Here is a 14,711-nt window from a genome sequence, read left to right on the forward strand (position 1 = left end):
AATCTGTTTAAGACCAAAGGCCGGTCAGCGCCGTCCTTCGCGCAGCCAGCCCGCCAGCAGGAAGCCACCCGCCAGCAGCAGCACCAGCCAGGGAGGCAACAGTCCGGCCTGGGTCACGTCACGGGTTTCATATGCCTCGCGCGGGGTCAGACCGATCCAGCCACGCCCGGCCGCAGGACGCCCGGCGCGCACGTTGCGGATTGCCGGCAGCCCGTCCTCGACCCGGATCACCCCGCCGCGCATCCCGGCCATGACCGGTTCAAGGATTTCGGCTGTTGCGATGGTGCGTTCGAATTCCCGCGGCGCCGCAGGGCCAAGGCCGATGACCGAGGACAGCTCACCTTCCTGCAGGCGATAAAGCCCAATTTCAGGGCCGAAATACTGCGCCTCGAACCGACCGGGGGACAATTCGCGCAAGGGCACTTCAAGCGTGTCGCCATTGGGTCGGGTGACCGTGACGGGGCCCACCTCTTCGTTCAGGGTCTGGCGGATGATGCGCATTGACTGCCCGTTGGCCTCTGCCCACAGCGCCTCTTCTTCAAGCTCGGGCTCTTTCATCATCCAGTGGGCAAGGCGGCGCAGCAATTCCAACTGCGGGCCACCGCCCTCGTAGCCACGGCTCCACAGCCAGGCGTGGTCCGAGGCCAGCAACGCCACGCGCCCTTCCCCCACCCGGTCCAGGACCAACAGCGGGCGGTCGTCGACGCCGGTCATCAGCAACTCACCCGAGCGCTGTTTCACGTCGATCTGCCGCAGCCATGCGCCCCAGTCGCCCGTCTCACCCAGATCGGCGGTCACCGGATGACGCTGGCCCAGGTCTGTCACCGTGGGCACGTAGCGTTCTTCGATGACCCGGGCCGAGGGTTGCGCCGGCAGGATCGCAGACAGGGGCGAGCGGAAGATGCTGTCGGCGGTGGCAAAGTCGGGTCCGGCCGCAATCAGCACCGCACCTCCGTCATTGATGTAGTTGGTCACGTTGTCCAGATAGATCGCCGGCAGGATGCCGCGCCGCTTGTAGCGGTCAAAGATGATCAGGTCGAAATCGTTGATCTTCTCCAGAAACAGCTCGCGCGTGGGGAATGCAATCAGCGACAGTTCGTCCACCGGAACCCCGTCCTGCTTCTCGGGCGGGCGCAGGATGGTGAAATGCACCAGATCGACCGAGCTGTCGGATTTCAGCAGATTGCGCCAGGTTCGCCCGCCCGGATGCGGCTCACCCGAGACCAACAGAACCCGAAGCCGATCGCGCACGCCGTTCATCTGGATCAAGGCGGTGTTGTTGCGGTCGGTCAGTTCGCCATCGGCCTGTGGCACCGTGAACTGGATGACGTTGCGCCCGCCATGGGGCAGGGTCACCGGCAGTTCGACATCCACACCGATCGGGATGCTGAACTGCTGCGGCTCGCCCCCGTCCACCGCGATCTCGAGCGGGGCGGACGCCGGACCGGCGGGCACCGCGCCACTGTCCTCGACCCGCAAGGTCAGAGTGACGGGCTCATCGATGATGGCAAAGGCCGGCGCATTGCGCACGATCAGGCGGCGGTCCCAGTCCTGCGCGCGACCGGTCTGCAGCAGGTGCATCGGCGCGGGCAGGTCGGGGGCCTGATCGACGTCATGCACGATGCCGTCGGACAGGACCAGAATTCCGGCGATCCGGGCGCGCGGTTCCTCGGCCAGCGCGGCATTCAGCGCCGCCATCACCTGGGTACCTTCGTCTCCGTCGCCGTCGCCCATGGTGATGCGGCGCAGTTCGGTGTTGTCGCGGGCCTCGATCTCGGCGGCCAGGGCCTCGGCGGTCTGCGCGGTCTGTTCGGCGCGGTCCGACAGGGTCTGGCTGGCGCTTTCATCCTCGATCATCAACACGATGTCGGTCAGCGGGGCGCGGTCCTCGATCTGGTACACCGGGCCGGACAAGGCTGCCAACAGCACCAGCGCGGCCAGTCCGCGCAACGCCCAACCTGACAGCCCGCGCCACAGCGCCAGAACCGTCGCGGCCAAAGCGATCGAACCGATGACCACCAGCACGGGCCACGGGATCAGCGGGTCAAAGATGACGGAACCGGTCATTGGCCCAACCTGTCAAGCAGAGCAGGCACGTGCACCTGATCGGATTTGTAGTTCCCGGTCAGCACGTGCATGACCAGGTTGACGCCGAACCGATTGGCCAGCTCGCGTTGGCGTTCTCCGGCATAGCCGCGCCCGACCGGCAGCAGCGCCTGCCCGTTCCGGTCGATTGCCCAGGCCCCGGCCCAGTCGTTGCCACCGATCACCACCGGGGTGACGTTGTCGTTGAGGTTGCGGAAGGGCATGCCTTCGATCTGTTCGGCGTCCAGCGGCGCGGCCTCGACCCAGACCTCGGTTCCGGCAAAGCGGCCGGGGAAATCCTGCAACAGGTAGAACGCGCGGGTCAGGACGTGATCGCGCGGAACAGGCTCCAACGCAGGGATATTCAGCGGAGCAGCCAGTTGCTGCAGCTTGCGGCCATTGGGGCTCGAGGCGCCAAACCCGGCGATGTTGGCGTCCCGCGTGTCAAACAGGATCATCCCGCCCGACCGCAGATAGCCATTCAGCTTGGCATAAGCTTCGGCCGAAGGCTGGGGCTGATCCGGCGTGATCGGCCAGTAGAGCAGCGGGAAGAAGGCCAGTTCATCACGTTCGAGGTCCACGCCCATAGGCTCGGCCGGTTCGACGGACGTGCGGTAGAACAGGGTTTGCGACAGGCCGCGCAGCCCGGCATGGGCGACGTCGTCAATCTGGGCATTGCCGGTCAGTACATGGGCCAGCACCAATTCCTTGGTCGCCTGCAGAGCGAACTCCGTCTCCTCGGGCGTCTGCGCATGCGCCTGCGGTGCGATCAGAACCGCACCCAGCGCGACCGCCGCCGCCCGCGCCAGCCCCAGACGCCCCGACAGCGCCAGCGAGGCCACGACGTCAACCGCCAGCAGGATCAGGGCCAGGCTCAGCAGCAGACCCCCGATCGGCGTCTCGGCACTGACCTCCTGCCCCTTGATCGGCACATCCGCAGGCCAACTTATCGGGCGCAGCGTGCTGTCCTCGGTGAGCACGTTCAGGGCCAGCTTCTGCTTGCCGCTTTCATACAGACCCGGGCGCAGGTCGGGTCCCAGGGCGCCGGATACCAGCGCCGGGCCATCGACACCGGCCAGATTGCCCGCATCAGACAGGGTTCCGAACCCGTCCATCACCTGAATCGGCTCCCACGTGGTGCCTTGCAGCTGTTCGACCTGCCGCGTCTTTGCGGCCGAGGCCACGGCCAGCCGGTCGAGCATTTCGACGAACAGGCCCGACAGCGGCAGAGTCGACCATTCGGCATCGGCGGTGACGTGGAACAGCACCACCTGACCCAGGCCCAGTGGCTTGCGCGTCACCAGCGGGGTGCCATCCGACAGCGCGGCGATCACCCGGTCGGCCAGGTTCGGGTCGGGCTGCGCCATCACCTGGGTGCTGACGGTCACGTCGTCTGGGATGCGCAACCCGTAAAAGGGCGAGCCTTCCTGGAAAGGCGCCAGCCCCTTGGCCTCGCCCCAGCTCATCGCGCCCCCGACCGAACGGCCACCGCTGCGCAGCCGTACCGGCAGCAGCGTGTCTTCGGCATCGCGGCCCAAATCGCTGGCCGCCATGTGCGGACCGGCAAAGCGCATCAACAGCCCGCCCTGCTCGACCCATTCGACCAATCCGGCCTGTTCGGCGGGGGTCAGTTTGGCCACATCGGCCAGCACGATCACATCCGGGTTGGCGGGCAGAACCTCGGTCAGCCCGCCCTCGACGAAATCGGCGGTGGGGATCAGCACCTGTGTCAGGTAGTGCAGCGGCGACAACAGCTCCAGCCCCTCGCGATTGACGGTTCCGGCGATCAGGGCGACCTCGCGCCGGCGCAGGCTGTCATCGGTCAGCGACACCGCCCCGGCCGACCGCTGGCCCTGCAGCTCGAACCGCGTGATGCGGGCGCGCAGCTCGGATGGCAAGGCCAGATCGGCCTGCGCCTGGGTCGCGCCGCTGTCAAAGCTGACCTCGACCGATTGCAGCAGGCGCATCACGCCCGCCGGGTCGCGCCCCTGCGCATTGATGGTGACGGTCTGCGCCGGTCCGGGTGTGGCGCGCACCGCGGTCAGTCGGATCGCCCCGTCCTGATAGGTGGCCGGCAGCAGCGCCAGGATCGGCGCCGCCGCGCGATAGACCGTGACCCCGCCCCGCGCCTGCAGCGCAGACAGCAGGGTTTCACGGCCCGGATAGTCCAGCTTGTCGGTGAACCAGTGCGTGTCGAACCCGCCCTCGACCGCCGACAGGTCGGCCAGGGCCTGTTCGATCTGCGCCGCGTCTGGCTGCCACGGCTGCGGAACCAGTCCGGGCAGGCGATTGCGCCAGGCTTCGGCGGCCTGGAAGACCGGCGGTTCCGGCTCGGTCAGGCGCAGGATCGACACGGGGCGTCCGGCCCGTCCGGCTTCGGTCAGCTGCGCGTCGATCTGATCCAGCGTGGCGGGCCAGCGCGTGGCCCCGGCCCAGCTGGCATCCAGCACCAGCAGCAGCGGCCCCGATCCGGTTTGGTCGCGCGACGGGTTCAGCACCGGGCCGGCCAGACCAATGATGATCGCCGCTGCCGCCAGCATCCGCAGCAGCAGCAGCCACCACGGGGTGCGGTCGGATACACTCTCGTCGTCCTTCAGGCCCAGCAACAGGGTCACCGCCGGGAACAGCCGGCGGATCGGCGCGGGCGGCACGGCGCGCAGGATCAGCCACAGGATCGGCAGGGTCAGCAGACCCAGCAACACCCATGGCGCGGTAAAGCCGATGCCCGCCAGAACCGTCATCGCGCCCCTCCGTCCAGCGCACGATAGAGCCACAATAGGGCCGCCTGCGCGCTGTCGCCCGTATGGTGCAGGCCCAGCTGCCAGCCGGTCACCCGGCACAGGCGCGTCAGGTCATCCTTGCGCCGCGCCAGCCGCGCCAGATACCGCTCTCGCAGGTCGCCCGCCTTCAGTGTCTCGTGCCGGACCGTCCCGCCGACGCTTTCGAAGATGGTGCGCCCGCGATAGGGAAAGTTCTCCTCGCCCGGGTCCAGAACCTGCAGCAGCACACCGCGCACGCCGCGGTCGGCGGCCTTGGTCAGGGCCAGTTCGACCTCGTCCAGCGGGCCGAGGAAGTCAGACATGAACACGGCGCGGGCATGGGGAATCATGGCGCGGTGCTCGGGCGGGGCATAATCGGCCTCGGTATCTTCGGACAAGGCCTGCGCCAGCCGGATGATCTGGGCATTGCCGCGCCGGGGCGGCAGGGTGGTTCCCGTCAGGCCCACACGCTCGCCCCCGCGCACCAGCAGGATCGCCGTGGCCAGCCCCAGCAAACGCGCCCGGTCGGCCTTGGTGGGCAGGGATTTATCGGACGCAAAGCGCATCGAGGCGCCCTGATCGACCCACAGCATGATCGACTGTGCGATCTGCCATTCGCGTTCGCGCACATATTGTTGATCGCCGCGGGCCGAGCGCCGATGGTCGATCATCCGCCGGCTGTCGCCGATCTGGGCCGGTCGATATTGCCAGAAATCATTGCCCAACCCCGAACGCCGCCGGCCGTGATCGCCCAGCAGCACGGTTCCGGCCAGGTGTTCGGCCCGCGCCAACAGCGGCGGCAGCCGGGACGCCTCGGCCTCGGATCTTTCGCGAAGGGTGCGGGCCGCGTTCACGCCGCCGCCTCAGCCCGGACAAGCCCGGCCGCGGTGGTTTCGATCAGGTCGGCCAGGCTGTCACCGCGCGCCCGCGCGGCGAAGTTCAGCGCCATCCGGTGGCTGAGCACAGGGCGCGCCATGTCCAGCACGTCCTCTGCATTGGGGGCCAGCCGGCCCTGCAGCATCGCCCGCGCCCGCACCGTCATCATCAGCGCCTGCGCCGCGCGCGGACCGGGGCCCCAAGCGACGGTCTCGGACACACGCTCGGACACGCCGGGTTCTTCGGGGCGGAACGCGCGCACCAGATCGAGGATCAGTTCGACGACAGACTCGCCCACCGGCATCCGGCGCAGCAGAACCTGCGCGGCCAGCAATTCTTCCTTGGTGAAGATCTGGTGCGCCTCTTCCTCGGCCACGCCGGTGGTGGTCAGCAGGATGTCACGCTCGGTCTGACGGTCGGGATAGTTCACGTCGATCTGCACCAGGAAACGGTCCAACTGGGCCTCGGGCAGCGGATAGGTGCCCTCCTGTTCGATCGGGTTCTGGGTGGCAAGCACATGGAACGGCACGCCCAGCGCGCGATCCTCGCCCGCGACGGTCACCGTGCGTTCCTGCATCGCCTGCAGCAGCGCCGACTGGGTGCGCGGGCTGGCGCGGTTGATCTCGTCCGCCATCAAGAGTTCACAGAAGATCGGGCCGGGAATGAAACGGAAATGGCGGCTGCCATCCTCGGCGGTGTCCAGAACCTCGGACCCCAGAATGTCGGCCGGCATCAGGTCGGGCGTGAACTGGATGCGGTTGCCATGCAGGCCCATGACCGTCGACAGGGTTTCTACCAGCCGCGTCTTGCCCAGGCCCGGCAGCCCGATCAGCAGGGCATGACCGCCACACAGCAGCGCCGTCAGCGTCAGGTCGACGACCCTCTCCTGCCCGATGAAGCGGCGGGTGATCGAGGATTTGGCCTGTTGCAGTTTCTCTTCCAGCGCTTCGATCTCGGAGACGAGGTCGGCAGGTTCGGTCATGACTTTCCCTTCCGTGGACTTATTATGGTTGAAGTGTATCGCGCTGAGAGGAAATGGCAAAAACAATGAGCGGACAAAATCCTGTGAAACCGTCCCCTGAGGGTCTGGCGGCCTCGGTCAAGGCGGCCAAACCGCGGGGTCTGCCCCCTGTCGACAGCTGGAATCCTCCGTTCTGCGGCGATCTGGACATGCGCATCGCGCGCGATGGCACCTGGTATTACCTAGGGTCGCCCATCACCCGGTTCGAGCTTGTGAAGCTTTTTTCCTCAATTCTTAAGAAAGAAGGGGACGCCTATTTTCTGGTCACCCCGGTCGAAAAGGTCGGCATCACGGTCGAAGACGCGCCGTTTGTGGCGGTCGATTTCGACCGGACCGGCGCGGACGAGGATCAGGTTCTGACCTTTACCACCCATGTCGGCGATACGGTGTCGGCGGGTCCGGATCACCCGATACGGGTGGCCACCGACCCGAAAACAAACGAGCCCAGACCCTATATATTGGTGCGATCGAACCTCGAGGCGCGGATCGACCGCAAGAGTTTCTACCGCCTTGTGGACATTGCGACGGAACGCGCCGGGCAGGTCGGGGTCTGGTCCGGCGGGCAGTTCTTTGTCTTGGGTCGCGCCGAGGAAACGCCTTAGGCAACCCGTCGTGCGGGACGGTCTTGCGCAAGGACAACCGCCAGCGCCACGACTCCGGCGCCCAGCGCCCGGGTCCAGTTCCACTCCGAACCCAGAACCACCATGATGAGCATCACGTAGAACGGGGCCACATTGATGTGGAATGACGCCAGAGCAACACCCAGCCGGCCGATCGAAGCGATGAACAGGACCTGGCTGAGGCCGAGAGAGATCACGGCGTAGATCGCCAGCATTCCTGCCTGCTGCGGGTCGATCGGCGACGATGGCCAGACTTCGAACCCGAGGACGCTCGACAGATAGAACAGCGCGCCGGCCATGAACGTGCCGCCGATCAGCGTGATCGTGGTACGTCCGGTCTGGCTGAGGTCCGGGAAGTCCCGCGCGGTCGCCATGCTGGCCCAGCAGAACAGCGCGGTCGAGGCGATGGCGCAAAGCGCGCCCAACCCCAGCTGGGCCGGCGCCACCGCGCTGGTTGCGATCAGGCCGCCTATGATCGAAACGGCAACCCCCAGCGCGAAGTTCCACCGCAATCTGCGCGTTCCCGCAGCCAGCTCGAGCAGTGTCGCAATCAAAGGCGCGCAGGAGGCGATGATGGCAACGGTTACGGGATCGGTCAGTTTCTGCGCCAGGATGATCAGGAACATGCCCAAGCCAAGTCCAAACCCGCCCACTCTCATCGCATGGGCCCAGCGCGCCCGCAGCACCGCATCCGCGCCATCGATCCACAGCCAGATCGGAATCATCACGGCCACCGCCAGCATCAGCCGCGCGGCCAGCAAGGCAACCGGCGGCCAGGTCTGCAGCAGGATTTCGGCCGCCGGGAATCCGGCCGCCCAGGTCAGCATCGACGCCACCGCCAACCCGTTTCCGGACAAGGCGGATTGCCGCGCACCGGGCACAGCGAAACTGGGCCCGCGAACGGGGTCCGGACTCATGGCCATCGGTTTCAATCCTTTTGTTGGTGCAGCGCTACGAAAATGATTCGCTGCAATACCCCGACCCTTCACATTCGGCCCACGCCGGTCTGGCCGATTTTCGACATATTGTCGTTTTCAAACCCTTTCTCTGCGCGCCGCCCGCGACTAAGGTCAGCACGCCATCGGACCGAGAGGACAATGCCCCGATTTGCCGCCAATATCTCGCTGCTCTTTGCCGAGCTGCCCTATCTCGACCGGTTCAAGGCGGCCGCGGATGCCGGGTTCAAGGCAGTCGAGATCCTGTTTCCCTATGACCTGGCGGCCAAGGAAACCCGCCGCGCATTGATGACCAACGATCTGGACTTGGTGCTGATCAACGCGCCGCCGCCCAACTATACCGGCGGCCAGCCGGGCTATGCGGCTGTTCCGAGGGGCGAAGGGCGGTTCCAGTCCGACATCCGCCGCGTCCTGCGCTATGCCGAGGCGCTGAAGCCCGGTTTGATCCACGTGATGGCGGGCTATGCCTCGGGGGCGGACGCGCAGGACTGTTTCGTACGCAACCTGCAATGGGCCGCGGATTTTGCACCGCATCAGCAGTTCACGATCGAACCGCTGAACCCCGTCTCGCAGCCCGGATACTTCCTGAATGACTATGATCTGGCCGCCGCGTGCCTGGACCGGATCGACCGTCCGAATGTGGGCCTGCAATTCGACAGCTTTCATGCCCGGATGATCCATGGCGATGCACAGGCCGTCTGGGACAGATTCCGCGGCCGGATCGTACATGTTCAGATCGGGTCGGCCCCCGACCGGTCGGAACCCGGCCGGGACGAGACCGATTTCCCCGCCCTGTTCGCAGCGATCGACGACAGCGGCTATGACGGCTGGGTCAGCGCCGAATACACGCCCTCGACGCGGCGCACCGACGCCTCTCTGCACTGGATGCGATAGGCCTGTGCACCTGCGCACTGGAAATCACATCTTGGATATCGCATACGAAACGGCAACTCAGCAGAGGAACAGCCGCATGATCCCCGCCCGCTTTGCCCCCGTCCTGTTCGGATTGATCCTGTCGGGGCTGATGTCCTGCATCGTGACCTGCATCGCAACGGTCAAAGAGATCGGGCTGGGCCCCGAGACCTTTGTCAGCTGGATGGGCGCGTGGAGCATCAGCTGGCCGGTGGCGTTTGCTGTGGTTCTGGTCATGGCACCGTTGACCCGTCGGCTGGTCGCGCTGTTAGTCAGGCCCGAGGCCTGACCTGCCGCGAAGATGGCCCGCCGGGCCTGATGAGCGGCACGGCGCTTGCCTAATGCGCCTCGGCCCAGTTGGCGCCTTTGCCCGCATCCACCGTCAGTTTCACGTCCAGCTTCACCGCTGGATCGGGCGCGTTTTCCATCACGTCTCGGGCAATCTCGATGGTCTTGTCCACCGCGTCTTCGGCCACTTCGAACAGCAGTTCGTCGTGCACCTGCAGCAGCATCTTGGCCGGCAGCCCGTCGATCGCCTCGGGCATCCGCACCATCGCCCGCCGGATCACGTCCGCCGCGGTACCCTGGATCGGCGCGTTGATCGCCGCCCGGCGGGCAAACCCCGCATGCGGCCCCTTGGCATTGATTTCTGCCGTGTGGATCTTGCGACCAAACAGGGTCTGCACATAGCCATGCTCTTTGGCAAAGGCGATGGTGTCATCCATGTAGCGCCGGATACCCGGGAAGCGTTCGAAATAGCGGTCGATGAAGCCCTGCGCCTCGGCCCGCGGAATACGCAGGTTGCGCGCCAGGCCAAAGCCCGAAATGCCGTAGATCACGCCGAAATTGATCGCCTTGGCCTTGCGGCGGATCTCGGGCGTCATCTCGTCCAGCGGCACGTCGAACATTTCCGACGCGGTCATGGCGTGAATGTCCAGCCCGTCGGCAAAGGCCTGTTTCAAGGCCGGAATGTCGGCGATATGCGCCAGGATGCGCAGCTCGATCTGTGAATAATCGAGCGACACCAGCACATTGCCCGGCTCGGCGATGAAAGCCTCGCGAATGCGGCGGCCTTCTTCGGTGCGCACCGGGATGTTCTGCAGGTTGGGGTCGGTCGAAGCCAGACGCCCCGTGTTCGCCCCGGTGATGGCATAGGATGTATGCACCCGCCCCGTGTCGGGGTTGATATGGGTCTGCAGCGCGTCGGTATAGGTCGATTTCAGCTTGGACAGTTGCCGCCAGTCCAGAACCCGGCGCGGCAGTTCATGCTCGGTCGCCAGATCTTCCAGCACGTCGGCACCGGTCGAATACTTGCCGGTCTTGCCCTTCTTGCCGCCTTCCAGACCCATCTTGTCGAACAGGATCTCGCCCAGCTGCGCGGGCGAGCCGACGTTGAAGGTTTCTCCGGCCAGCTCGTGGATTTCAGCCTCTAAACCAGCCATTTTCTGGGCAAACGCGTTCGACATACGGCTCAGCACGTCGCGGTCGACCTTGATGCCATACATCTCCATCTCGGCCAGAACCGGCACAAGGGGGCGCTCGAGCGTTTCATAGACGGTGGTCACCTGAACCCGGTGCAGCTGCGGCTTGAACAGCTTCCACAGACGCAGGGTGATGTCGGCATCCTCGGCGGCATAGGCGGTGGCCTCGTCGATCGGCACCTTGTCGAAGGTAATCGCCGATTTGCCCGACCCCAGCAGCGGTTTGATCGGGATCGGCGTATGGCCCAGATAGCGTTCGGACAGCGTGTCCATTCCATGCCCATGCTCGCCCGCATGCATGGCATAGGACATCAGCATCGTGTCGTCGATCGGGGCCACATCCACGCCATAGCGCGCAAATATCTTGGCGTCATATTTCATGTTCTGCCCGACCTTCAGGATCGACGGGTCCTCAAGCACCGGCTTGAGCATCTCCAGCGCCTCGTCCAGCGGCATCTGCCCCTCGGCCAGCGCGTCCGAGCCGAACAGGTCGTCGCTGGACCCATCGCGGTGGGTCAGCGGGATGTAACAGGCCTCGCCCGGCTCGATGCACAGCGAGATGCCGACCAGATCGGCGATCATTTCGTTCAGGCCCGTGGTCTCGGTGTCCACGGCCAGCCAGCCGCGCTCATTGGCCTGATCGATCCATTTCCGCAGCGCGGCCGCATCGCGCACGCATTCGTATTTGCTGGCATCGAACGGAATGTCCTCGGCCTGCGGCTCATCTGCCGCCTGCGCCGGAGTATCCGCGATCACCGGCGGTTCGACGCCCAGCTTGTCGGCGATCCGCTTGGTCAGAGTGCGGAACTCCATCTCGGCCAGAAACTCCATCAGCTTGTCCGGATCGGGATCGCGCAGCTCCAGATCATCCAGCGTGAAATCCAGCGGTGTCTCGCAATCCAGCTGCACCAGCCTCTTCGACAACTCGATCTGATCTCGTTTCTCGATCAGGGTTTCGCGGCGCTTGGGTTGCTTGATCTCCTCGGCGCGGTCCAGCAGCGTCTCCAGATCGCCGAACTCGTTGATCAGCAGTGCCGCCGTCTTGATCCCGATCCCCGGCGCGCCCGGCACGTTGTCGACGCTGTCGCCGGCCAGCGCCTGCACATCCACCACGCGCTCGGGATAGACGCCGAATTTCTCGAACACCCCTTCGCGGTCGATGCGCTTGTTCTTCATGGCATCCAGCATCTCGACACCGTCGCCCACCAGCTGCATCAGGTCCTTGTCGGAACTGACGATGGTCACCCGCCCGCCGGCCTGGCGCGCCTGGCAGGCCAGCGTGGCGATGATGTCGTCGGCCTCGTACCCCTCCAGCTCTTTGCAGGCGATGTTGAAGGCCTCGGTCGCCTGCCGGGTCAGCGGGATCTGCGGGCGCAGGTCCTCGGGCATCGCCTCGCGGTTGGCCTTGTAGAGGTCGTACATGTCATTGCGGAAGGTGTGCGAGCCCTTGTCGAAGATCACTGCCAGATGGGTCGGCGCGTCAGGGCCGTGGTCGCCATCCACGTAACGCTGCAGCATGTTGCAAAAGCCCGAAACGGCGCCAATCGGCAGCCCGTCCGATTTCCGCGTCAGCGGCGGAAGGGCGTGATAGGCGCGAAAGATGAAGGCCGATCCGTCGATCAGATGCAGATGGCAGCCTTTTCCGAATTTGCTCATGCGCGCTCTCCCTGTCGGTCAGGGACGGTTCTGCCACAGGGGCAGCCGGGTGACCAGTCAGGAACGCGCCCTAGCCGCCAAACAGACCGCTGAAAACATCCGAGAAACTGTTCAGCAGCGCCATGATGACCAGCGCGCCGAGGAATGCGAAAAACGCCATTGCGAAGAACTGGAACAGGATCGCGCCCGTTCCGATGACCACTCCGGCGATGGCCGGGCGGCGTTTTTCGTGCCGCAGGATGCCGATGACCGAGACGACGATCGCCAACCCGCCCAGCATGGCGACGCCGATCTGCAGAAAGTCATCCAGATCGCGGGTGGGCGCGACCGGCGCAGGCTGCTCCATCCCCGCGGCGGCCCGCAGGGTCGATTTACCCAACTCGGCGGCCAGTTCGCCCAGCGTCACGCCGGTGGATTGCTGCGGTGCGAACGGCCCTGCCCAGAACACGAACAAGGCTGCGAACAGGGCCAGTACCGCAAGCATAAACCCGGCCCAACCAAAAACCGGATTGCCGGTATCAGCAGCAGTCATATCGGTCATCATTCGCACCTACGTTGGTCACACCAACGCACTAGGCGAAAATCGCGGCGAGATTTGGGCAGACCGAGGTTGGGCGGGCAATCAGTGTTGCTGTGCGTCCTTCAGCACGTATTTGCAATCGCAATAGGGGCACTCGACCCAGCCCTGATCCTCGGGGATCTGCAACCAGACGCGCGGATGGCCCAGCGCGCCCTCGCCGCCATCACAGGCAACGCGGCTTGTCTCGACGATCTTGGTTTCCGGAGCTTCGATTGTCACGGCGTGCGATCCTTCACTGGTTGTCGGCCTCGCGGGCATGCATTAGGTGCGTTTATGAGGGATCAGGAAACCGGGGGCAAGAGCCAGCAATGACCGATGCAGCGATCAGCCTTCGCGGCCTGCGCAAAACCTATCGCGGCGGCAAGGGCCAGCCCGAGAAACACGCACTGAAGGGTATCGATCTGGATATCCCGCGCGGCTCGGTCTTCGGCCTGCTGGGGCCGAACGGGGCGGGCAAATCGACCCTGATCAACATTCTGGCAGGGCTGGTGATCAAGACCGCAGGCCAGGTGACGATCTGGGGCCATGACCAGGACCGCAACCCGCGCCAGGCCCGCGCCGCCATCGGCGTGATGCCGCAGGAGCTGAACCTCGACCCGTTCTTCACCCCCCGTGGCGCGCTCGAGGTGCAGGCCGGGCTCTATGGCGTCCCGAAATCGCAACGTCGCAGCGACGAGATCCTCGAACTGGTCGGCCTCAGCGACAAGGCCGAGGCCTATGCCCGCACGCTGTCGGGCGGGATGCGGCGGCGGCTGCTGCTGGCCAAGGCACTGGTGCACCACCCCAAAATCCTGGTTCTGGACGAACCCACCGCCGGCGTGGACATCGAACTGCGCCAGATGCTGTGGGCCAATGTTCGCAAGCTGAACCAGCAGGGCATGACCATCATCCTGACCACCCATTACCTGGAAGAAGCGCAGGAGATGTGCGACGAGATCGCCATCATCAACCACGGCGAGAAGGTGGCACAGGACAGCACCGCCAACCTGCTGGGCCGCATGGACGGCCGCACCATGGTCATCACCCCCGAGGCCCCCGTGACCGCCCTGCCCGCCGCCCCCGGCGTTCAGGCCAGCCTGCGCGACGACGGCAGCCTGGCGCTGCACTACCGCAGCCCGGAAACCAGCGCCGAGCAAGTGCTCGAGGCGGTCCGCCAGGCCGGCATCCGCATCCGCGACGTGCGCACCGAAGAGGCCGATCTCGAGGACGTGTTCCTTGCCCTCACCTCCTCGCGCGCCGACGATGCCCCGGCCGACGATCAGGACCAGCCGCGCCGGGGTCTGCACCGGGTCAAGCTGTGACCCGGTCGATCCGCGCCTGATAGCAGTTGTTCCGGGCCGAGCGTACATGGATATAGGCCACCTCGGGGCGGGCAAGTATTGCATCCACCGCCGCGCTGATCCGTCCGGTGGGTGTCACGACGCCGGTACCGTAGACAATCCGGTCATCGCGGCCATAGCCCTTGATCAGATAATCGGGCGATGAGGTCAGAACCTCTGGCAGATCAGTCCCTTCATACCGTTCACAAGGGCTTGCACACAGGAAGATCGGCCCCGTTTCGGCATAAGGATGTGTCTCTGCAAAAGGCCGATGGGCCAGAATCAGCATTTCTGCACCTTCGGGAATGTGCTGCAAGCAATGGCGGCACGGATTTCCGGTTCCGGTTGATACCGCGCGTTCAGGCGCGTGTCCGTAGGCATCGGGCGCGCCTGCCTGAAAGGCGCGTACTTCGTCGGTGGGCAGGGCGGTGATCTTGAACATCTCG

At 65.4% G+C, this 14,711-nt stretch carries 13 protein-coding genes; 4 read left to right on the forward strand and 9 right to left on the reverse strand.

Annotated features, from left to right (window positions below; translation table 11 throughout):
• Nucleotides 1-24: 24 nt before the first annotated feature.
• The 4 genes from ACR0CU_RS12005 to ACR0CU_RS12020 are packed head-to-tail and all read right to left on the reverse strand — an operon-like array spanning nucleotide 25 to nucleotide 6,702.
• Entirely contained in the window at nucleotides 25-2,067 is a 2,043-nt protein-coding gene (locus ACR0CU_RS12005; RefSeq protein WP_170447407.1) for a DUF7408 domain-containing protein, read from the reverse strand.
• On the reverse strand, nucleotides 2,064-4,826 hold the full coding sequence (locus ACR0CU_RS12010) for a DUF4159 domain-containing protein (RefSeq protein WP_170447405.1): 2,763 nt from the start codon (nucleotides 4,824-4,826) through the stop codon (nucleotides 2,064-2,066). Before ACR0CU_RS12010 ends, ACR0CU_RS12005 begins: the two co-directional genes overlap by 4 nt.
• Entirely contained in the window at nucleotides 4,823-5,698 is an 876-nt protein-coding gene (locus tag ACR0CU_RS12015) for a DUF58 domain-containing protein (RefSeq protein ID WP_170447402.1), read from the reverse strand. Before ACR0CU_RS12015 ends, ACR0CU_RS12010 begins: the two co-directional genes overlap by 4 nt.
• Entirely contained in the window at nucleotides 5,695-6,702 is a 1,008-nt protein-coding gene (locus ACR0CU_RS12020; RefSeq protein ID WP_170447400.1) for an AAA family ATPase, read from the reverse strand. The genes ACR0CU_RS12015 and ACR0CU_RS12020 overlap by 4 nt, the downstream gene beginning before the upstream one ends.
• Nucleotides 6,703-6,767: 65 nt before the next feature.
• On the opposite strand from ACR0CU_RS12020, the gene ACR0CU_RS12025 reads away from it, so the two are divergent.
• A complete protein-coding gene (locus tag ACR0CU_RS12025; protein WP_170447398.1) occupies nucleotides 6,768-7,343 on the forward strand; it encodes a DUF1285 domain-containing protein in 576 nt (191 codons plus the stop codon).
• Here ACR0CU_RS12025 and ACR0CU_RS12030 read toward each other — a convergent pair.
• Complete coding sequence (locus ACR0CU_RS12030; RefSeq protein WP_170373009.1) at nucleotides 7,340-8,278, reverse strand: DMT family transporter; 939 nt, start codon at nucleotides 8,276-8,278, stop codon at nucleotides 7,340-7,342. The two genes, ACR0CU_RS12025 and ACR0CU_RS12030, sit on opposite strands and share 4 nt — an antisense overlap.
• Before the next feature lie 180 nt (nucleotides 8,279-8,458).
• Here ACR0CU_RS12030 and ACR0CU_RS12035 point away from each other — a divergent pair, with 180 nt between their 5' ends.
• Entirely contained in the window at nucleotides 8,459-9,211 is a 753-nt protein-coding gene (locus tag ACR0CU_RS12035) for a hydroxypyruvate isomerase family protein (protein WP_170364060.1), read from the forward strand.
• A gap of 76 nt (nucleotides 9,212-9,287) precedes the next feature.
• Entirely contained in the window at nucleotides 9,288-9,518 is a 231-nt protein-coding gene (locus ACR0CU_RS12040) for a DUF2798 domain-containing protein (RefSeq protein WP_170341832.1), read from the forward strand.
• A gap of 49 nt (nucleotides 9,519-9,567) precedes the next feature.
• Here ACR0CU_RS12040 and polA read toward each other — a convergent pair whose 3' ends face one another.
• The 3 genes from polA to ACR0CU_RS12055 all read right to left on the reverse strand — a co-directional run bounded on the left by polA (nucleotide 9,568) and on the right by ACR0CU_RS12055 (nucleotide 13,165).
• Complete coding sequence (gene polA / locus ACR0CU_RS12045; protein WP_170447396.1) at nucleotides 9,568-12,366, reverse strand: DNA polymerase I; 2,799 nt, start codon at nucleotides 12,364-12,366, stop codon at nucleotides 9,568-9,570.
• Nucleotides 12,367-12,436: 70 nt separating this feature from the next.
• Nucleotides 12,437-12,907, reverse strand: a complete 471-nt coding sequence (locus ACR0CU_RS12050; RefSeq protein ID WP_170447394.1) for a hypothetical protein — start codon at nucleotides 12,905-12,907, stop codon at nucleotides 12,437-12,439.
• 81 nt (nucleotides 12,908-12,988) lie between these two features.
• On the reverse strand, nucleotides 12,989-13,165 hold the full coding sequence (locus tag ACR0CU_RS12055; RefSeq protein WP_005980050.1) for a zinc-finger domain-containing protein: 177 nt from the start codon (nucleotides 13,163-13,165) through the stop codon (nucleotides 12,989-12,991).
• Between the two features lie 89 nt (nucleotides 13,166-13,254).
• On the opposite strand from ACR0CU_RS12055, the gene ACR0CU_RS12060 reads away from it, so the two are divergent.
• Nucleotides 13,255-14,247, forward strand: a complete 993-nt coding sequence (locus ACR0CU_RS12060) for an ABC transporter ATP-binding protein (protein WP_170447392.1) — start codon at nucleotides 13,255-13,257, stop codon at nucleotides 14,245-14,247.
• Here the strand turns inward: ACR0CU_RS12060 and ACR0CU_RS12065 are convergent.
• Nucleotides 14,237-14,707, reverse strand: coding sequence for a DUF1203 domain-containing protein (locus ACR0CU_RS12065; protein ID WP_170340942.1), 471 nt, complete (start codon nucleotides 14,705-14,707; stop codon nucleotides 14,237-14,239). The genes ACR0CU_RS12060 and ACR0CU_RS12065 overlap by 11 nt on opposite strands.
• Nucleotides 14,708-14,711: the final 4 nt, after the last annotated feature.

This window comes from Ruegeria sp. BC2 (assembly GCF_056539245.1).